Below are 18917 nucleotides of genomic sequence, written 5' to 3'. Positions count from 1 at the left end.
TGTTTACTTATCAAACATCTTAAGTAAGGCGGGCAAATAAAATATATCTGTGATAAGAGCAATCGCCACAGTTACTGCGCATAGAATTCCAAAATCACTTACTGATGGTGTTGCACTAGAGGCTATAATCAAAAAACCACCAACCAAAGCAATGGTAGTAGAAAATAAGGCGCTTCCCGTGTAACGCATGGCGTTGTCCATTCGTGATTCTGGTGAACCTGTAATGGTGTTACTTTTTCTGTACTTATAAACTAGATGAATAGTGTCATCCATAGCGATACCCAACATAATTGGCGTAATCATAGCTGTGGACACATCCAAAGGAATATCTAAAAGACTCATAAAGATGGCCAATAATGCTAATGGTAGAATATTCGGAATTAATACCAAGAGCGTGGTTCTCATACTTCTAATGAATACCAGTAAACATAAAAATGCAACAAAAAACGCTGCAAAAAACGACTTAAATTGCGTTTCTAAAATAAAGTTATTGAGCTGTGCAAATACAACAGCAAAACCATTCATTTTAAGGTTGTAGCTACTGGTGTCGAAAGTTGACTCAAAGGCTACTTTAATATCGTTTAGCACTTGTCCTAATTCCGAAGTCTTCATTTCGCTCAGTGTTAGTGTAAACCCGGCAGTACTCAAATCCTCAGAAAATAGCTTGAAAAAATTATTGTGATCATTGTCAACTAAGGCTAAGGTATTCTTAACCTTTTCTTCCGACAAGTTGGATTGAAATAACACTGGTGTTCGTTGTTCTAAAAATGACTTAAAGTTAACTATCGACACAGGGTTGGAAATAAACGCATTGCTTTCAAGTTGCTCCTGAAAATCTTCAAATTGCTTGATGGTATTTTTATTCAAAATGGCACTACCATTATTTGTAGAAATATTCAGTTGCAAACGATTGCTCCCTCCAAGTTCCACTTCTACAGTTCGCAAGTCTTGCTTGGCGACACCTTCAGCCAATAAATCTCGTGAATTGGTATCAATTTTCACTTTAAAAACAGAATACAAACCAAACAACAATACTGCTGTAAAGCCAAAAATAATGGATCGCTTATATCGCGTGGTAAAATGGTTCAACCAATTTATAGCACCTGTTTGACTAACCTTCTTAAGGCTTAAAAGGGGCTTGGCTTTTTCAAAATTAAGGTTCATAAAACTAAAGCCTATAATGGTAATAACATAGACCAAAACAAAACTGAATATTAAACCTATACAGGTAAACACACCCATATTTTTAAATGCTGGCAAAGGCGATAGATACAGCGCAAAATAACCGACAAAAGTAGTTAAGGTCGTATAAAAACATGGTGTGAAGCTCTTTATAATGGTATAAGTCAAAAGCTCTACTTTAGACAAGGATTCATTTTTTAGTCCTTCTTTGTGATAGATATTAATAATATGAACCGCATCACTAACGCTGTAAACCATTAGAATGGTAGGAATGAGCATGGAAATCATATTTAAGGCATAACCAAACGTGGTGATTAAGCCAAATAATAATGAAACAGGTACTGCTACAGATAATAAAGAAATAATGAGATAGCGCTTACTGGGTAGCAAGAAGAGTAACATTATTGTAATGACTAAAACGGTCAGTATCCCAAAAACAAGACTCTCTTTATAAATCCCCTTGCTGTAGGCTTCATTAAGTACTGGAGGTCCTGTAAGGTAGTAATTAGAGTACTCTTTTTCGATTACTGAGCGTATCTCTCCTGCAATATCCTGACGTTTTTCTTCAATAGTTGGTGTCGGGTTCATCTGAATATAGAAAAACTGACTCCTGTAATCCTCAGTTACTAATTGCGACGTCACATTTGGCAATTTTGAAAATAGATTCTTTAAGCCCTTTTCGCTGCGCTTTGGACTATATAAATCATTAAAAACTATTTTATCATTGGCATAAATTGGATATTGTGCTTTTGCCAAACTGAAAGTGGTTTTTACATAAGGTAATGCTTCTATCTCTTCGTGCAGCTTCCTTAATGCTTTTACTTCCACTTCGCCGATAGCGTTTTCTACAGGAAGCATGACAATAAAAATTTCATCGGACCCGAAATTCTCCTGAAAATCTATATACGCTTTATAACTGGGGTCATCTTCTAAAAACCAAATGCCGAGCGAATTATCTACACTTAATTTGCTAACTGTTTGGTAACTCGAAAATCCCATAGCAATAGCAAGGAAAACTATAATTGCTATCCTATATTTTATAATAACTGATATGATTGTTTTTAAACGTTCCATTATCGAGCAAAAGCTATGGCCCCAAATCGCCCATGATGAGACAAACTGATATTAATATCTTTTCTATTGACTTGTATTGTCGGAATGCCATACTTACGCTTTACAAATTTGATATCTTTTTTATCACAATGCCATTGCTGTGATACTAAAGACAATATTCGATCTCGTAAAATTTTACTTTGTGCTTTTGATGAAGTTACACTTAAACAAACAACTTCAGAATTGATGTTCTGTTGCTTAGCATGTGCTTCTGATACGATATATTTGGAAGTGCTCTTTGTATTAACGTGGCACTTAAATGCCTTATACGTTACTAATCTACCATTATCAATAGTACACGCAAAGGCTTTAGGATTATAAAACCGACTTGGGTGTAATTGCGTGTATAATTTATAAGCAGCTTCTTTCATACTCCATAGCTGCCAAACCATTAAATTAGGTGCTTCAGAATATTCTATAAGATCTTGTTCTTCTAAGGTGAATATTTTATCTAAATATCTTGGACGCTGCCAATTAGACTGGGTTTTGGCTAATTCGATATCAATAATATCGTTTCCGACCATTAGTTGTTGAGTTTTGACGTCACAATATCCATTGCAGATTTTACATCGAGCATTTGTTCCATATCTTCATTTTCTAAACGAATATCAAATTCGTCTTCAATATCCAATATAATATCAACGAGGTTAGCAGAGTTTATTTTTAGATCATTTACAAAATCTGAGTCTTCCGACAGGTTTTTGAAAGCCTCCTCATCTTGAACATAAGGAGCAATTATAGGTTTTAATTTGGTGATTAGTTCTTCTTTGTTCATGGTGCAATTTTGAAATGTAAAGTTACGAAAAACACTTCGATACTTCGACTGCGCTCAGCACAGGTTTGCTCTGTGTGGTATCTAGTTTTTAATTAGCATTGATAACTCATTTAGCTCTGATTCAACGTTTAAAAAATTCAAATGCCCACAATTCGCTTAAATAAAATACAAACTTCTGTCAGTTCGAGTGATTTTCAATTCATTAAATTGAACATAAAATCGAGAACCAAGTTGCTTTACATCTCGATACATCCTTGCATTTACTGTAAGAACACGAGAGGTGACCGAAAAAATTATGCTTTAAACGTCTTAAAAACCACACAAGCATTTACATCACCAAAGCCAAAACTCGCTTTTGCAAGTATATTGAAATGGAGGTCTAATGCTTTTGTTGGAATTCTATCCTTAGCAACCAAATGTCCTATATCTGGGTGTAAATCTTCACAGTTCAAATTAGGTGCAACAAACTGTTCTTTTAGCTGAATGACACTTGCTACACATTCTATGGCTCCGGCAGCTGCTAAGCAATGACCAACAAGGGATTTGGTTGCATTAATATATGGAAATTCGTTGCCTTTTTTTTGAAGCACTTTTGTCCAGTTTTCGATTTCTAGTGTATCCTTGGTTGTCGCGGTGAGGTGACCATTAATCACATCAATGTCCTGAGCTTTGACATCAGCATTTTTTAGTGCATTTATAATACAACGTTGTACAGCCTCTGGATTAGGTGCCGTTAAGGTTCCGCCATTGCGCTGACCTCCTGAATTGACTTCACCACCTAAAACCTCAGCATAAATGTTTGCATTACGTTCTAATGCACTCTCTAGCGACTCTAATACTAAAGCTCCTGCACCACTTCCGGGGACAAAACCAGAAGCTGTAGCACTCATAGGCCTTGAACCTCCTTCTGGGCTTTCATTATGCTTATAGGTCATAACACGCATAGCATCAAAGCCTCCCCAAACATAAGGGCCATGATCACTGCAACTACCAATGATCATTCGTTTGGCTTTGTCTTGTTTTATTCGGTCATATCCAAGTAATAAAGCCTCAGTTCCTGTTGAACATGCTGAAGAGTTTGTAGTTACCTGATTTCCTAGTCCTAGCATACCGCTTAAATAAGCACTTACACCACTAGTCATGGTTTGAAGTACAATTGTACTGCCTAAACGTCTCACTTTGCCTTCGTCTAATTTATAAATGGCTTCCCTAAATTTTTCAACGCCTGAAGTTCCTGTCCCAAAGATGAGACCTGTATCATAATCCACTCGGCTATTGGGTTTCATATCAAAACCTGCATCTCGCCATGCATCGATACCAGCAATGCAGCCATATAAAATCCCAGAACTGTTAAATCCTCTCAGTTGTAAATCGGTAAAGTATTGCGATTTTAATTCTTCAGAAATATTTGGAATACCTCCTATCTGACAAGAAAAATTGAGGTCTTTTAAGTCTTGGTGAAATGTAATACCCGATCTACCGTTTTTTAGAGCGCTTGTAAATTCATGAATATTAACTGCATTCGGAGCTACAATACCTAATCCTGTTATGACTACTCTATTTTTCATGCCGATTTAATCAATATTTGAGAATCAAAAATATTACCTCGAAATGTTACACTGAGCTTGTCGAAGTGTTGTTGTAAACCTCTATTGCTAAATTCTATTACCATATTCTTTATAGTTTTTAGAAAACTTAATTAAATCATCCCATTTTTCATCAATCAAGGCTTGCTTTTTTCGACGAGACCAACCTTTAATCTGTTTTTCAATTTTAATGGCTTCAGAGGGATTAGCACACTGTAGATACCGTTTTAACTTCACTGGTAATCTCGTACTTGTATAATTAAACTTTCCACTTCCAGAGTTGTGTTGGGCTAGCCTTCGTTCTAAATCATTGGTCATGCCTGTATAATAGGAATTATCTGAACAAAGCAATATGTACACAAAATAGAATTTCATCTTAAAATTTTACGCTTCGACAGGCTCAGCGTGACAGATTATTAATTAATTTACTTTAAAACTAAATAACAAAATCGTAATCAAGTTATTCAAATTTTCAACATCCCTGAAATTAGGCCTCGTGTCACCATTTCTTCATTCCTATTATACATTCTAACTTTGCATTTCAGCTTATTAAATCGAAATACTTCTTTGTCTGACCTCACAGTAACCGTCTCACCTGGTAATACAGGTAAGTAAAAATCCATTTGATGTGATGTCAGTGCAATTTGTGGCCGTTTGTAGTCTTGTAAATCATCCTTGATTAAGTATATACCTAAACACACCAAACCGATTTGTGCCATACATTCCGTTAATATAACTCCTGGTGTTATGGGATTGCCTTTAAAATGGCCTTTGTAAAAAAATGCATCTTTGTTAAATGTATAATGCCCAATAATGCCATTTTCTGAAATAGTATCAATGCCATCTACAAATAAAAATGGTTCTTGATAAGGTAAAAGTGATATGATTTCTGATGCTTTCATGTTATCTTAAGTGTTCACCTCCATCTACTGGTATTATGGTTCCTGTAATCCATGAGGCTTCATCTTTAGATAATAGATAAACCACATTGGCTACATCCTGTGGTGTAGTTAATCGTCTGTTGGGATTACGTTTTAAACTATGTTCTATAATGTCATCACTTCCTGGTATTAATCGTAATGAAGGGGTATCGGTTACGCCAGCTTGAATACAATTCGCTTTGATGCCATAAGGTGCAAACTCTAAGGCAATACTTCTTGTGATGGCTTCCAAAGTCACTTTTGCAGCTGAAACCGCGGCATAGTATTGCCAGGCTTTAGTGTTTCCTTCACTTGTAAAACTTATTATTCTGCTGTCATCTGCAAAAAGCCTAGCTTCAAATAGGGCTTTTGTCCACTCATAAAGGCTTAGTGCCATAGCATTTAAGGTAATCTCAAAATCGTCATGTTTTAATGTATTACCATCTTCAGAGACCATTGGTTTTAAATTACCTTTAGCGACACTATGCACCATCACTTTTATTTTGTGATCTTCTTTAAAAGTTGATGTTAATGCTCCTATAACATCTTGTCGTTTTTCGGGTTTAGCAAGGTCAATATTATAGGTCTTTAGCTGAATACTGTTTTGTGTAATACTTTCAAATTCTTTAGAAATTGTTTCCTCATGAAGCCTTGGACTTCGATGTACAATACAAATATTTAAACCATGTTTGGCTAGTTTTTTTGCTGTGGCCAGACCCAATCCGCTGCTACCACCCAGTATAAGCGCCCATTGATTTTTATTCTCAAACTCTTTGGTCATATGTTTAATTTATGAGATGTTGAAACATCCCGATAGCCATCGGGACAACATGATAGATCAATTTGTTACCATTCCAATAATATCCGTTGTGCTGAAAAACCGGGGCCAAAACTTAACATTAGTCCCTTGTCGCCTTCTGGCAAATCTCTATCCATAAATCGCTCTAAAACATAGAGTACTGTTGCGCTACTCATATTACCGTAAAGCCGGAGTACCTCCTTTGTATCATCTATGTTTTTGCCTAAATCTCCAAATAAATCCTCAACGGTTTGAACAATTTTTTTACCCCCTGGATGAAATACCAAATGGTCAATATCTGCAATGCTTAAACCATTCTGTTTTAAGAAAGGATGAATAATCTTTGGAAAATGGTCTGCAATCGTTTGGGGCACCGACTGGTCCAATACCATTTCTAGCCCTGAGTTTCTCAATCTAAATCCCATCATATGTTCAGCATTATAAAAATGATACATGGCTTCATCCAAAATTTCAGGACCTGAATCATCGCCATAAGATGATAAGATAACACTAGCACAACCATCTCCAAAAATGGCGGCACTTACAATGTTCACCATAGAGTAATCATCTAATTGAAATGTTGCAGTTGGCGACTCTACCGCAATGACCACTGCGCGCTTATTAGGATTCGCTTTTAGAAAATTCTTAGCGTACAAAATTCCTGAAACTCCTGCCGCACAGCCCATTTCTGTTACTGGTAATCGTACAATATCCTGTTTCATTTTTAGCCTATTGATTAAATAAGCATCTAACGAGGGAATCATTATACCTGTACACGATACTGTTATGATATAGTCAATATCTGTTGGTTGAAGATTCGCTTTTTCAAGTGATTTTATTAAAGACTGCTCTGCGATTTTGATAGACTCCCTAACATAGATATCATTTTTTTCTTCGAATGAGGTTTTCATAAACACCTCCTCTGCATCCATAATTGAGTAACGTCTATCTACGGCAGCATTTTCAAAAATTTTTAATACTTTTCTTTTAAAGCGTTCTTCCTGTCCTTGGAGCCATAACTCTACAAATGGTAAAATATCCTTGGTCTCTCTAGTATATTGTGGTAGTTGCTTGGCAACCGATATAATTTTTACCGCCATTTAGGTTGTTATTAGCCATTGGTAACGAAACGCCCATTTCCAACGGATTTGTGATTTAAGTTGCAATTGGTCTGAGAAGTTTTCTAACTCTTCTCGCTTGAACGCTCTTAAAATAGAGGTCAACCCATCTTGTACAATCATAGGATTGGATATTACTAAACTCAATAGTCTAAATAATCCGTAAGCTACATTACTTCTATGTAAATCATTAACAACTATGCCCAAGTTGGCACTATTTGAAATTGTTCTTAATAACGAAAGGATTTCTTTTTCATTAAAATGATGTAAAAACAAGGTGGATAATACAATGTCAAATTCTAATTCTTGGAATTCATTAGAAAAAATATCAAGATTTTCGAAGATTATTTCATTATAATCCTTTGATAATTCAGTAGCATAATCAATAGCATCTTTATTAGCATCTATGCCTATGAGTTTAAAATTATAACCACGCTTCTTTCCAAAGTCTGCAACTAATCTTAAAATATCACCATGCCCACAACCCAAATCAACTATAGTATAAATCTTATCCTTTGGTTGCCCAATAAGTAATTGCTCTACACCCTTTAGTGTTATTCTATTTCCCCCTAACCACTTATTTATTTTACCTAGTTTATCGAGCGTATCTCGCAATAATTCTCCTTTCATTGAAAAATCGTCCATGATTTCGGTGGCATCACTTCTGTATGTTGTATCTATAAATAAACTCATTAAATTTTGATTGGTTTACCGTGAGTCATTCTAATTATTTGAGGCACTAAAAAAGGGAGCTTCCTTAAAAGTACAAGTAATTTTGGCGTTAACCAATCTTGCCGAAATAAATACGCAATGATGTGTCCTACTCGTAATCGCAGCCCAAAGGTTCTATTCCAAATCTTGGTGTAAGATTGCTCTAATTCTACCCTAGACTTTATATTATTAATTAAATAAGCTGTTATAAGGTCTGAAGCGATTTTTGCACTGCGTATGGCCATTCCCATTCCATTGCCACATAAAGGATGAATCATCCCTGCAGAATCGCCACACATTATCATATGGTTTTCTACTGGGCTTTTGGCTTTAAAAGAAATTTGACTAATGGTCAAAGGCTTCTGAAATTCTAAAGTTGACGACGAAAAAATGTCCTTTAGGGCCCTGTTCTTAAAGACTACTGCTTCTTGAAACTGTTCTATGTTCTTATATCGTTTAAAAGATTCGTAATTGGTGATGTAGCATAAATTAATATGATCATTCTCAACCTTAGATACGCCACAATAACCACCCTTAAAATTATGAAGCGCAACCTTAGTATCATCAAATTCACCAGATACATGAATCTTAACACCCAAATAAGGTGATTTGCTTTTTATAAATGCCCTATTGAATCGAAGATCCAAGTTAGAGCGTTTGCCAAAGGTACCTATGGAGATTTTAGACGTATATTGTTTATTCCCTTTTGTAGTAATCTGAAAATTATCATCTCTAAAATTTACGTCAACAACTGTATCTTGAATAAAGACAACTCCTTCGTTTTGAGCCAATTTGTACAACTGAAAATCCATTTCATATCGGCTCATACCAAAACCACCTAAAGGCAGTTTTACCTGTATTTTCTTGTTATTGTGTGTGGTTAGTTCAAATTCTGTAATTTGTTTTGCTCCAAAATCAAAAGGGTTAAAACCAAGAAATTTTAGGTAAGGAAGCACTTCATTGGATACATACTCACCACAGACTTTATGCTTTGGGTAGCTTTGTTTTTCGATTAATAAAACTTTGAAATTGGATTTTGCTAAGTGGATTGCCGAAGTCAGACCAGCCAATCCGCCACCTATTATTATCACATCTAAGCTATCTGTATTCATTAAATCTCCTGAAAATAGGTCACCTTTATTTTAACAGTTTTACTCATCACCAAACTTCCGCCACCAACACCATAGTCTCGCCTGTTTATTTGAAATGAAGACGCTATCTTATACCCTTTATCTGTCCTTTTAACGGTCACAGGAATGGTAATTTGTTTTGTTTTGCCTTTAATGGTGAGGTTGGCACCTACACTATATTCAGTATCAGACTTTTTTGAAATCGATGTACTTTGTAGCGTAATATATTTATATGTTTCTACATCAAAATAATCTTCCTTTAATAAGTGTTCGTCTCGGCTATCAATCCCTGTCTTAATCGATGATACAGTAATCTTACCGGTAATATTAAGCAATTCCGATTCTGGGCTAAACTCAACATTTATATCGTAAGTATTAAAGTAACCATCGACATTAAGTCCTAGGTTTTTGATTATAAAATCGATTGAGGATGTGTTTTGAGTATATCCAAAGCTAGTAAAGACTACGAATAGTATTACTTTGAAAACGCGTAACATAGCTAATTTTTAAATGTGAAGTTACGACAGTTTTTAAAAGGATTGAAGTATTGGGTGGTTTTTTAAAGAATTTTTGTGATTGTTATTTGCTCTTTCCTAAATGTCGCGGTTTCTCCTACGGATTTGGAAACTAATACTCTTGCCATAGGTGTCACCATCGATATGGCATAGAATTTATCAGTACCAACCTTTAGCTCACCAACACTAACTCCCAAAAAGTAATTAGATTTTGATGTAAAGACAATACTTCCTAGAGCAACAGTATTTTTCTCAATTTCGGGATTGATCTTATTTAAAAGTTCAAATTGTTTTTTGATGTCCGCTAATTGTTGACCTGCTTTTTCGCGTTCTAATTGTAACATCGCTCTTCCTGTTTCGTGCTTGTCACCGGCAGAACTTTTGGTTTCGGTCTCTAAAGATTTTTGAATATCGGTAATTGATATTTGAAGCACCTCTAAACGCGAATTGAGAATGTCTCGGCATTGATTGTATAAGCTTAATTTCAAACTCATTGTGTAAAGCTTGCCAATTCCTTACCGATAATACTTCCAATAGCAACACCCATTCCACCCAGACGAACGCCGCAATAAACATTATTGTTCAACTGTTTTACTATGGGGCGCTTTTGATGTCCTACACCCATGATACCAGACCATCGAGAGTCAACTTCAAAATAAGTCTCTGGTAAAATAGTCGATTTTAATATTTCCTTTAGCTTGTTTTGTATAAGATATGTTTCGCCAAAATCTGTAGTTTCTTCACCTTTCAAGTCTAAATTTCGTCCGCCACCTAATAAAATTCTATTGTCAATATTTCTAAAATAATAATAGCCTCTATCTAAATGAAAGGTGCCTTTTATATGAAGATTAGGTATGGGTTTTGTAATTAATACTTGGGCACGCGCAGGTTTCACGTTTTCTGCGATTAACTGACCGGCAAACCCATTAGTTGCCACAAAGACTTTTTTAGATTTTAAGCTAAATTCTGAAGTATTTATGTGAACATTTTCAATGCCATCTTCAACTGCAATGACTTCGCAATTATTCAATATTTTAACACCCGAGGTCAAAACTTTAGTCAATAAGGACGCCATCATCTTTCCAGTATCGATCTGTCCTTCAAATTTATTATAGCCTATTTTTTTGATAATATTTTTAAATCCAAACGGGTTATCTTTAAAGGAAAACACATGGTCTTTGAATATAGGATACAACAATTTATTGATGGTATCCTTTTGATTATAGCACTGCTCAAATAGAGCCTCATTTTGTTTTAAAAACAACTCATAGCTTCCAAGTTGTTTATATTCTATGTGCTTATCCCCTAGAGTATGTCTTAATAGTTTTAAACCATTAATTCTTTTAGAAACAAGTTCTAGGACTTCTTCTTCTGAATGGTTTTGGAGGTCATCAATGATTTCGCTTAGACTGCCAAAACAAGCAAAACCAGCATTCTTTGTACTAGCACCCTGAGGTAACATACCTCTTTCTAATACTAAAATATTGGCCTTTGGATAAGTACGACGTAATTCTAAGGCACAGCTTAACCCAACAATTCCACTACCTATAACAGTAAAATCTACATCTTTTAACCAAGATTTTATTTCCCAATACGATAAATCCATTTCAAAAAAAAGCTCCTAAACTTAGGAGCCTTATAAAGTATATTAATACTTATTCTACTATGATTTTTTTAGTTTCTTTTTGTGGGCCGTCCGAAATATTTAATAGATAAAGCCCAGATTGTGCATCGTTAAGTTTTATGGCCTCTTCAAATCTGCTGACACTATTATATGATTGTGTAAAAATAGCCCTTCCACGTATATCATAAACTTCAATCATTATATCTTCTCCAGATTTTGGATTAAACCCAATATTAAAAACCCCATTATTGGGGTTAGGATAAACGATAAGGTTATCCAAACCAAATTCTTCAATTGACAAAGGGTCTGTGATGGAGAATGTACTAGTTACTGCATAAAAAATATTGTCCGCAGCTTCTACTAAGACTATAGCATCACTAGTATTAGCTATATTTGGAACCGTTATTGTGGCTGTTCCACTATTAGGAACACCAGAAGCCAATGTTGTAAAAGTTAATCCAAAATTAGTGGTAAAGAGAATATTTACCGTTTGGCAATTTATGGCCCCTGCATTGCTCTGACCAACCACCCATGACACCTCTTGACTTGAATTGGCAGGCCATGATGCTGGAGTATTTACAGTAAAGGGTGATGAAAAAATCTGCGTTGTTACAAGCATATCGTCCGAACCTGTAGCTCCTCCGCCTAGCTCATTATCTCTAACAGTTAAAGAAAACCTCATTAATCTACCTACAGAAGGAACTACTTGCCAAGTAGTTGCCAATGAACCAGACAGTACAGTATTTAGTGATGGCATATAGCGATTTGGAGAACTAGATGGATCTAAAGACCTAAATAGTGGTCCAGAACTACTTGTAGATTGTGGTGGCATCGTAGCTGGTGTTGTATCCGTCTGCTCCCAACAATAAGTTAAACCAGAAGCTGTATCTGCATCGGTGGCAGATCCTCTAAGGACAAACGCCGTAGATACTGGAATCGTAAAATCGGGGCCTGCATCTACTATGGGCGCTACGTTATTTGTAGCACTGCCTGCAAAACAAGAACTACTGTTCCCTGAAGAAATATTTGCCCACATTTCTTTTAGACTCTCCCCATGAAAATAGTCATCACTATTGTTCTGAACATTGGGAGCACAAATACCTGCATAACCCATAATGGTGGAGGCACTCCCTGGCTCGACAGACACACCTGATCTTTGACAGTCATTGTTCTGTGTGTGGTTTCCTCCAAATTGATGACCCATTTCGTGCGCGACATAATCAACATCAAAAACATCTCCTGTAGGAGATGGCAACCCTGTAACGCCTCTAGCTTTTGAACCAGAAACACATGGGGAACGCAACTGCGCAATACCACCTCCGCCTGTACTAAATACATGTCCAATGTCATAATTTGCCGAACCAATAAAAATGGGCGCTCCGGCATTGTCCAAAGTAGCTTGGTTTTGACCTAGCATTACAGGACCATTATTATTAGTATACGGATCCGTACCTCCATCTAGAAAAATAACATTCTGATTATTTGCAATTATTACCATGGTTACTGCTAGGTCTCTTTCATAAATACCATTTACTCTGTTCATTGTTACATTCATTGCAGCTAATGCTCCTGCTACTGTTCCTCCATGAAATTGAGCATATTCACCTGTACAGGCTAGTGCTAATCGGTATGTTCTTAACGTACCGTCATTTACGTTTCTTAACGCTTTATATTCTTCATCTGAGATTTCAATTTCTGAAGGGCTATATTCCGTTTCGCAAACAAAGTCTGGCCTTGGTCCATCTTCATTAGAATTAATAAAAGATATGCATGTTTTTAGGTCTTGAGTGTAAGGCTCAATAAAAATGGTTTTACGATCAGAGAGCACCATACCACTAAATCCTTTCTGAGGGGAAATACTAAATCTTAGTATTGCTGACGGATTATCTATTCCTTTTCCTACGAAAGACCTTATTTCTGGAAACTGATTTTGTAATTCTGCCTCCATTACTGAGGCCTCTTGTACCAAATAAGATTCTAACTTTCCTACTTGATTAGGAAATTGTATCACTACGCCTTGAGATTTATTAGACAGATGGCGTTGTGGTACATTTGCTAGTTTTTGCTTTAGCCCTTCCATATTAATATCGACTAGTGTCGAATATTTAGGTTTTGCCTTATAAAAACTAATATTCTCCTTAGGAATTTCGTTTGTAGCTTTTATTGACCATATTTTTTGTGTTCTCTGAGCATTACTAAACGCCAAAGAAAATATCGCCAAAAACAAGCCTAAAAAAACTTTTTGGTATTCATCTTTCATAGCTATCTACTTAATTTTTATTTCAAAGGTATTGGTTATATTAAGATATTGCAAAAATAAGCCCAATTCTTTGGGCTATTCTCAGTCAAAACAAGATTTCATGCAATTAATTGTCGATTTTATAAAGAAATCTTACAACTACCAATAAAAAAAGCGACCGATTGGTCGCTTTTTTTATTTAGTCATCATACTCTTCCTTAATTTTAAAGTCTTCCATGAATTTAGTGGTATAATTTCCTGCTAAATAATCTGGATGCTCCATAAGCTGTCTATGAAATGGAATTGTTGTTTTGATACCTTCTATAACAAATTCGTCTAATGCACGTTTCATTTTATTTATCGCTTCTTCACGAGTTTGTGCCGTTGTAATCAACTTGGCAATCATAGAGTCGTAGTTTGGTGGGATACTATAACCTGCATAAACATGAGTGTCTAAGCGAACACCATGGCCACCTGGGGCATGAAGGGTTGTTATTTTTCCGGGCGAAGGTCTAAAGTCATTAAACGGATCTTCAGCATTAATTCTACATTCTATGGAATGTAAATTTGGTGTATAGTTTTTACCTGAGATAGGTACTCCTGCGGCAACTAATATTTGCTCTCTAATTAAATCGAAGTCTATAACTTGCTCTGTTATAGGATGCTCTACCTGAATACGTGTGTTCATTTCCATGAAGTAGAAATTTCTATGCTTATCTACTAGAAATTCTACGGTACCTGCACCTTCATAGTTTATAAATTCAGCAGCTTTAACAGCGGCTTTTCCCATTTTATCCCTTAAGGCATCGGTCATAAATGGAGAGGGTACTTCTTCTGTGAGTTTTTGATGGCGTCTCTGCACAGAGCAATCCCTTTCAGATAAGTGGCAAGCTTTTCCTCTAGAATCACCAACTACTTGAATCTCAATATGTCTTGGTTCTTCAATGAGCTTCTCCATGTACATATCATCATTTCCGAAAGCAGCTTTAGATTCTTGTCTTGCAGAATCCCATGCTCCTTTAAGATCTTCCTCTTTCCATACGGCACGCATTCCTTTTCCACCACCACCTGCCGTAGCTTTTAGCATTACTGGATAGCCTACCTCTTTTGCAAGTTTTATACATTCATCAAAATCTGCTATAATTCCATCACTTCCAGGTACACAAGGTACGCCTGCGGCTTTCATTGTTGCTTTAGCGGTAGCTTTGTCTCCCATTTTAGAGATCATTTCTTCAGAAGCTCCAATGAATTTTATACCATGTTCTTCACAAATCTTTGAAAATTTGGCATTTTCGGATAAGAAACCATATCCTGGGTGAATGGCATCTGCATTGGTAATCTCTGCTGCCGCTATGATATTTGAAATTTTTAGATAAGATTCATTACTAGGAGCCGGGCCAATACATACTGCTTCATCTGCAAACTTAACGTGAAGACTATCTGCATCTGCTGTAGAGTACACCGCAACAGTTTTAATGCCCATTTCTTTACAGGTTCTAATAACACGCAGTGCTATTTCACCTCTATTAGCGATTAGTATCTTTTTAAACATAACTTGTGTTTTAAAAATTCAACTTCCAAGCTCCAAATACCAATTATAACAGGTCTTGGGATTTGTGGATTGGAATTTTCAATTGTTATGAAGGATCAACCAAGAATAATGGTTGGTCAAATTCTACAGGCGTTGCGTCGTCTACCAATACCTTAACTATTTTACCTGCTACTTCAGACTCTATCTCATTAAATAGTTTCATAGCTTCTATAACACAAAGTACATCGCCTTCTTTAACTTCAGTTCCTACTTCAACGAAAACTGGTTTATCAGGTGATGGTTTACGGTAGAATGTTCCAATAATTGGCGATTTTACAGTAATATATTTAGAATCATCACTTGCTGGTGTTGAAGCTGCAGGAGCTTCAGGAGCTGGAGTGGCGACTGGAGCAGGAGCTTGAGGTTGGACAACTGGTGCGGCTGCCTGGACAGGAACTTGCTGAACAATAGTTGTATCACTATCAGAACCCGTTCTGATTGTAATTTTAACATCATCCATTTCTAACTTAACTTCACTTGCACCAGACTTGGCAACAAATTTTATTAAGTTCTGAATTTCTTTTAAATCCATAGTATTTAGATATTTTTGTTAGTTAGTGTTTAGTTTGGGTTATAGGCCCATTTAAAAAAGATTGAGCCCCAAGTAAATCCACCTCCAAAGGCGGCAAAAATCAAATTATCACCTTTTTTCAATTGTGATTCGTAGTCGCAAAGTAATAATGGTAAAGTGGCAGAAGTCGTGTTACCATACCTCTCTATGTTCATCATCACTTTTTCTTCTTCTAATTTAATGCGTTGTGCAGTAGCGTCTATAATTCTTTTGTTTGCTTGGTGCGCCACTAACCAAGATATATCTTCATTTGTAAGGTTGTTTCTTTCTAGTATGCGTTCTGCCACATCGGCCATATTAAAAACCGCATTTTTAAAAACCGTTCTTCCATCTTGAAAAACATAATGTTTGCCTTCATCAAATGCTTCTTGGGTTATTGGGTAGGATGAGCCACCATAAGTGGCCTGTAAAAATTCGCGCCCTTCACCATTACTTCTTAGTAGTTCGTCTTGCAGACCTAGGCCTTCCTCATTAGGTTCAAAAAGTACTGCACCTGCGCCATCACCAAAAATGATACAAGTCGCTCTATCTTTATAATTAATGAAGGATGAATTTTTATCGGCACCTATTAAAAGTATCTTTTTGTAACGCCCAGATTCTATGTAAGCAGCGGCTGTTGACATACCATAAAGAAAACTAGAACAAGCCGCTTCCAAATCAAAAGAAAAGGCATTTACTGCGCCTATTTGTGTTGCCGTGTATGCGGCCGTTGAAGCAGCTTTCATATCTGGTGTTGCCGTACAAACAATCACCAGTTCTATATCTTTAGGGTCTAAGCCTGTTTTCTTAATGAGATCTTCAGCTGCTTTGATAGCTAAAAATGATGTCCCTTTTCCTTCTTCTTTAAGAATTCTGCGCTCTTTGATTCCTGTGCGCGTTGTAATCCATTCGTCGTTTGTATCTACCATGGTTTCTAGTACTTTATTGGTTAGTACATAGTCTGGCAGATAACCTCCGACAGCTGTAATTGCCGCTGTGATTTTACTCATTATTAGCTTTTAGGTTAATTAAAAGTATTGAAAAATGGCAAAAATCAATGGTTTTGAGTGAATTTTTGGCATTTTTTGGCAAATAATTATGCAAATTAAGTAGTTTTTGACCTATTCAAAAAATTTAAATAAAAAAAACGCCCACAAGTGAGCGTTTTATTATATGCGTGCATAGTAGTTATGCTAAATTTTCTTCTTCTGCAGAGTTGTCTATTAATACTTGGCCTCTGTAATAAAGCTTTCCTTCGTGCCAATGTGCTCTGTGATACAAGTGTGGCTCACCAGTCGTAGGGCAAGTTGCTATTTGAGGCACAGAAGCTTTGTAATGTGTTCTTCTTTTGTCCCTTCTTGTTCTAGATATTTTACGTTTTGGATGTGCCATTTTAAATGTTATTTATCCGTTAATAGTTTTTTTAAATTATCCCAACGAGGATCAATGTCCTCAGATTCTTTTTCATTATTCCCATGTTCTGGGCTTAATTCTTCTAATTTTGAAAGTATGTCCGACTTTAAAGTACCGTCTTCAATACCCGGATGAACTCGCTTTGCAGGAACTGCTAATACAATGAGCTCGTAGATATATTGAGCGACATTGATTTCGTATTCACCATGTGGTATTATTAGAATATCTTCATTGTCGTTGTTGTACTCCGAGCCAAATTTTACGACTAGCTTATAATGGTCTTCAATAGGCTGATTATAAGGTTCGTTTGTTAGGTCGCAGTTAATATTAACATACCCAGATGCTTCAAAATACAACTCTAATAGTGTTGTTTTTTTGATGAGTTTTAAATCGATTTTTACATCAACTTGATTAAACTCTTCGTATTCAAAATTATTAAAGAACGTTTGGTCAATATGGTAATCAAAACTGTGTTCTCCTACTTTTAACCCAACAAATTGGATCATATATGCCTTTAATGCCTTCATTACCACACTCATTTTGAGCCTGCAAATATATAAAATTTTAATTATTTAACACCTTGATACCAATAAATTTTCTTGACATCTATTTCGATGCTTTTTTTAAAGGGTTCTTGGCATAATGGTTATAATCCAACCTGTTCCTGTATATTTTAATTGCAGTGTAAATTGCTTGAACAAATGAATTTTCATTAGCCTTCCCTTTTCCTGCTATTTCATAGGCTGTGCCATGATCTGGTGATGTTCTTACCTTATCGAGGCCAGCCGTGTAATTTACTCCTCCGCCAAATGATATTGTCTTAAAAGGTATGAGTCCTTGATCGTGGTATGAGGCTATGACCGCATCAAAACTCTTGTAGCTGTTAGACCCAAAAAAACTATCGGCAGAATATGGCCCATAAACTAAATCACCTTCATGTCTTATTTTCTCTAACGTAGGTCTTAAAATGGTATCGTCTTCTTTACCAATTACACCATTATCACCAGCGTGTGGATTAATGGCCAACACCGCAACTTTAGGCTTGTTAACACCAAAGTCTTGCTTTAAGGATTTAGTAACCGTTTCAATTTTTTCCCTTATAAGTTCTTCTGTGATATGATTTGCTGCGTCTTTAAGCGGTACATGATCCGTTAAAAGTCCAACACGCAGTCCTTCGGTGACCATAAACATTAGGCTTTTTCCATTTAAAGCTTTTGCTAAATAATCGGTATGCCCTGGGAAATTAAAGGTGTCTGATTGAATATTGTGTTTGTTTATTGGTGCTGTCACCAAAACATCTATAGTGCCTGCTTTAAGGGCTTTGGTTGCCGCTTCGAGTGATTTAATAGCGTAGGCGCCAATTTTTTTGTCCTCCTTGCCAAATTCAACTTTAACGGGCTCTCTCCAAACATTGACTACATTGACTTTTCCGTGTACTAACTTCTGAGGGTTATCTATATTAAAAAAGTTGATCTTACTTTTAAAATGGTTTTTAAAAAATTGCATGGTCTTACCCGACGCAAAAATAACTGGTGTACTTAACTCAAGTGATCTGGAATCTTCGTAAGCCTTGATGATAATCTCTGGCCCAATACCATTAAGATCGCCAACCGAAATACCAACAATAACTTTTTCTTCTCTCTTCATGATT

Annotated in this window: 20 protein-coding genes; all 20 read right to left on the bottom strand. The window is 36.1% G+C overall.

Going from position 1 to position 18917, the window contains the following annotated elements:
- Positions 1-3 precede the first annotated feature (3 nt).
- Entirely contained in the window at positions 4-2256 is a 2253-nt protein-coding gene (locus tag Q0972_RS04200) for an MMPL family transporter (RefSeq protein WP_299362991.1), read from the bottom strand.
- Positions 2256-2819, bottom strand: coding sequence for a 4'-phosphopantetheinyl transferase superfamily protein (locus Q0972_RS04195; RefSeq protein ID WP_299362989.1), 564 nt, complete (start codon positions 2817-2819; stop codon positions 2256-2258). The genes Q0972_RS04200 and Q0972_RS04195 overlap by 1 nt, the downstream gene beginning before the upstream one ends.
- Positions 2819-3070 carry an acyl carrier protein gene (locus tag Q0972_RS04190; RefSeq protein WP_299362987.1) on the bottom strand — a complete coding sequence of 84 codons (252 nt, stop codon included), beginning with the start codon at positions 3068-3070 and terminating at the stop codon, positions 2819-2821. Before Q0972_RS04190 ends, Q0972_RS04195 begins: the two co-directional genes overlap by 1 nt.
- Positions 3071-3363: 293 nt before the next feature.
- A complete protein-coding gene (locus Q0972_RS04185; protein WP_299362984.1) occupies positions 3364-4638 on the bottom strand; it encodes a beta-ketoacyl synthase in 1275 nt (424 codons plus the stop codon).
- Positions 4639-4725: 87 nt separating this feature from the next.
- A complete protein-coding gene (locus tag Q0972_RS04180) occupies positions 4726-5031 on the bottom strand; it encodes a GIY-YIG nuclease family protein (RefSeq protein WP_299362982.1) in 306 nt (101 codons plus the stop codon).
- An 89-nt stretch (positions 5032-5120) separates the two neighbouring features.
- Positions 5121-5558 carry a FabA/FabZ family ACP-dehydratase gene (locus tag Q0972_RS04175; RefSeq protein ID WP_299362979.1) on the bottom strand — a complete coding sequence of 146 codons (438 nt, stop codon included), beginning with the start codon at positions 5556-5558 and terminating at the stop codon, positions 5121-5123.
- Between the two features lies 1 nt (position 5559).
- Positions 5560-6357, bottom strand: a complete 798-nt coding sequence (locus Q0972_RS04170) for an SDR family oxidoreductase (protein WP_299362977.1) — start codon at positions 6355-6357, stop codon at positions 5560-5562.
- 65 nt (positions 6358-6422) lie between these two features.
- Positions 6423-7475 carry a type III polyketide synthase gene (locus Q0972_RS04165; protein ID WP_299362974.1) on the bottom strand — a complete coding sequence of 351 codons (1053 nt, stop codon included), beginning with the start codon at positions 7473-7475 and terminating at the stop codon, positions 6423-6425.
- Positions 7476-8186 carry a methyltransferase domain-containing protein gene (locus tag Q0972_RS04160; RefSeq protein WP_299362972.1) on the bottom strand — a complete coding sequence of 237 codons (711 nt, stop codon included), beginning with the start codon at positions 8184-8186 and terminating at the stop codon, positions 7476-7478.
- Positions 8186-9316, bottom strand: coding sequence for an NAD(P)/FAD-dependent oxidoreductase (locus Q0972_RS04155; protein WP_299362969.1), 1131 nt, complete (start codon positions 9314-9316; stop codon positions 8186-8188). Before Q0972_RS04155 ends, Q0972_RS04160 begins: the two co-directional genes overlap by 1 nt.
- Entirely contained in the window at positions 9316-9831 is a 516-nt protein-coding gene (locus tag Q0972_RS04150; protein ID WP_299362966.1) for a YceI family protein, read from the bottom strand. Before Q0972_RS04150 ends, Q0972_RS04155 begins: the two co-directional genes overlap by 1 nt.
- Positions 9832-9893: 62 nt before the next feature.
- Positions 9894-10343 carry a 3-oxoacyl-ACP synthase gene (locus Q0972_RS04145; RefSeq protein WP_299362963.1) on the bottom strand — a complete coding sequence of 150 codons (450 nt, stop codon included), beginning with the start codon at positions 10341-10343 and terminating at the stop codon, positions 9894-9896.
- Positions 10340-11455 (bottom strand): FAD-binding oxidoreductase, encoded by a 1116-nt coding sequence (locus Q0972_RS04140; RefSeq protein WP_299362956.1) that lies wholly within the window; start codon positions 11453-11455, stop codon positions 10340-10342. The genes Q0972_RS04145 and Q0972_RS04140 overlap by 4 nt, the downstream gene beginning before the upstream one ends.
- A 49-nt stretch (positions 11456-11504) precedes the next feature.
- Positions 11505-13733 (bottom strand): reprolysin-like metallopeptidase, encoded by a 2229-nt coding sequence (locus Q0972_RS04135; protein WP_299362953.1) that lies wholly within the window; start codon positions 13731-13733, stop codon positions 11505-11507.
- Positions 13734-13911: 178 nt separating this feature from the next.
- The gene (accC, locus tag Q0972_RS04130) at positions 13912-15264 is read right to left on the bottom strand and encodes an acetyl-CoA carboxylase biotin carboxylase subunit (protein ID WP_299362951.1); all 1353 of its coding nucleotides are present in this window, start codon (positions 15262-15264) and stop codon (positions 13912-13914) included.
- Positions 15265-15349: 85 nt separating this feature from the next.
- Positions 15350-15835: an acetyl-CoA carboxylase biotin carboxyl carrier protein gene (accB, locus tag Q0972_RS04125; RefSeq protein WP_299362948.1), complete on the bottom strand. Its 486-nt coding sequence runs from the start codon at positions 15833-15835 to the stop codon at positions 15350-15352.
- Between the two features lie 29 nt (positions 15836-15864).
- On the bottom strand, positions 15865-16863 hold the full coding sequence (locus Q0972_RS04120; protein ID WP_299362946.1) for a beta-ketoacyl-ACP synthase III: 999 nt from the start codon (positions 16861-16863) through the stop codon (positions 15865-15867).
- A gap of 178 nt (positions 16864-17041) precedes the next feature.
- Positions 17042-17245, bottom strand: coding sequence for a 50S ribosomal protein L32 (rpmF, locus tag Q0972_RS04115; RefSeq protein WP_111683250.1), 204 nt, complete (start codon positions 17243-17245; stop codon positions 17042-17044).
- Positions 17246-17253: 8 nt separating this feature from the next.
- Entirely contained in the window at positions 17254-17793 is a 540-nt protein-coding gene (locus Q0972_RS04110) for a DUF177 domain-containing protein (protein WP_299362944.1), read from the bottom strand.
- A 79-nt stretch (positions 17794-17872) separates the two neighbouring features.
- On the bottom strand, positions 17873-18913 hold the full coding sequence (gene pdxA, locus Q0972_RS04105) for a 4-hydroxythreonine-4-phosphate dehydrogenase PdxA (RefSeq protein ID WP_299362942.1): 1041 nt from the start codon (positions 18911-18913) through the stop codon (positions 17873-17875).
- Positions 18914-18917: the final 4 nt, after the last annotated feature.

Origin of the sequence: Winogradskyella sp. (assembly GCF_028282165.1) — a bacterium.
In the GTDB taxonomy this organism is placed as follows: domain Bacteria; phylum Bacteroidota; class Bacteroidia; order Flavobacteriales; family Flavobacteriaceae; genus Winogradskyella.
Note: the sequence above shows the minus strand (reverse complement) of the source record. Positions and strands in the feature narration are given on the sequence as shown.

Excerpts from the sequence above, each read along its gene's own strand:
- Q0972_RS04135 (WP_299362953.1), bottom strand. The coding sequence starts at position 13,733 with ATGAAAGATGAATACCAAAAAGTTTTTTTAGGCTTGTTTTTGGCGATA.
- accB (WP_299362948.1), bottom strand. The coding sequence starts at position 15,835 with ATGGATTTAAAAGAAATTCAGAACTTAATAAAATTTGTTGCCAAGTCT.
- Q0972_RS04140 (WP_299362956.1), bottom strand. The coding sequence starts at position 11,455 with ATGGATTTATCGTATTGGGAAATAAAATCTTGGTTAAAAGATGTAGAT.
- Q0972_RS04175 (WP_299362979.1), bottom strand. The coding sequence starts at position 5,558 with ATGAAAGCATCAGAAATCATATCACTTTTACCTTATCAAGAACCATTT.
- Q0972_RS04185 (WP_299362984.1), bottom strand. The coding sequence starts at position 4,638 with ATGAAAAATAGAGTAGTCATAACAGGATTAGGTATTGTAGCTCCGAAT.
- Q0972_RS04155 (WP_299362969.1), bottom strand. The coding sequence starts at position 9,316 with ATGAATACAGATAGCTTAGATGTGATAATAATAGGTGGCGGATTGGCT.
- Q0972_RS04110 (WP_299362944.1), bottom strand. The coding sequence starts at position 17,793 with ATGAAGGCATTAAAGGCATATATGATCCAATTTGTTGGGTTAAAAGTA.
- Q0972_RS04160 (WP_299362972.1), bottom strand. The coding sequence starts at position 8,186 with ATGAGTTTATTTATAGATACAACATACAGAAGTGATGCCACCGAAATC.
- Q0972_RS04120 (WP_299362946.1), bottom strand. The coding sequence starts at position 16,863 with ATGAGTAAAATCACAGCGGCAATTACAGCTGTCGGAGGTTATCTGCCA.
- Q0972_RS04200 (WP_299362991.1), bottom strand. The coding sequence starts at position 2,256 with ATGGAACGTTTAAAAACAATCATATCAGTTATTATAAAATATAGGATA.
- Q0972_RS04165 (WP_299362974.1), bottom strand. The coding sequence starts at position 7,475 with ATGGCGGTAAAAATTATATCGGTTGCCAAGCAACTACCACAATATACT.
- Q0972_RS04195 (WP_299362989.1), bottom strand. The coding sequence starts at position 2,819 with ATGGTCGGAAACGATATTATTGATATCGAATTAGCCAAAACCCAGTCT.
- pdxA (WP_299362942.1), bottom strand. The coding sequence starts at position 18,913 with ATGAAGAGAGAAGAAAAAGTTATTGTTGGTATTTCGGTTGGCGATCTT.
- accC (WP_299362951.1), bottom strand. The coding sequence starts at position 15,264 with ATGTTTAAAAAGATACTAATCGCTAATAGAGGTGAAATAGCACTGCGT.
- rpmF (WP_111683250.1), bottom strand. The coding sequence starts at position 17,245 with ATGGCACATCCAAAACGTAAAATATCTAGAACAAGAAGGGACAAAAGA.
- Q0972_RS04180 (WP_299362982.1), bottom strand. The coding sequence starts at position 5,031 with ATGAAATTCTATTTTGTGTACATATTGCTTTGTTCAGATAATTCCTAT.
- Q0972_RS04150 (WP_299362966.1), bottom strand. The coding sequence starts at position 9,831 with ATGTTACGCGTTTTCAAAGTAATACTATTCGTAGTCTTTACTAGCTTT.
- Q0972_RS04145 (WP_299362963.1), bottom strand. The coding sequence starts at position 10,343 with ATGAGTTTGAAATTAAGCTTATACAATCAATGCCGAGACATTCTCAAT.
- Q0972_RS04170 (WP_299362977.1), bottom strand. The coding sequence starts at position 6,357 with ATGACCAAAGAGTTTGAGAATAAAAATCAATGGGCGCTTATACTGGGT.
- Q0972_RS04190 (WP_299362987.1), bottom strand. The coding sequence starts at position 3,070 with ATGAACAAAGAAGAACTAATCACCAAATTAAAACCTATAATTGCTCCT.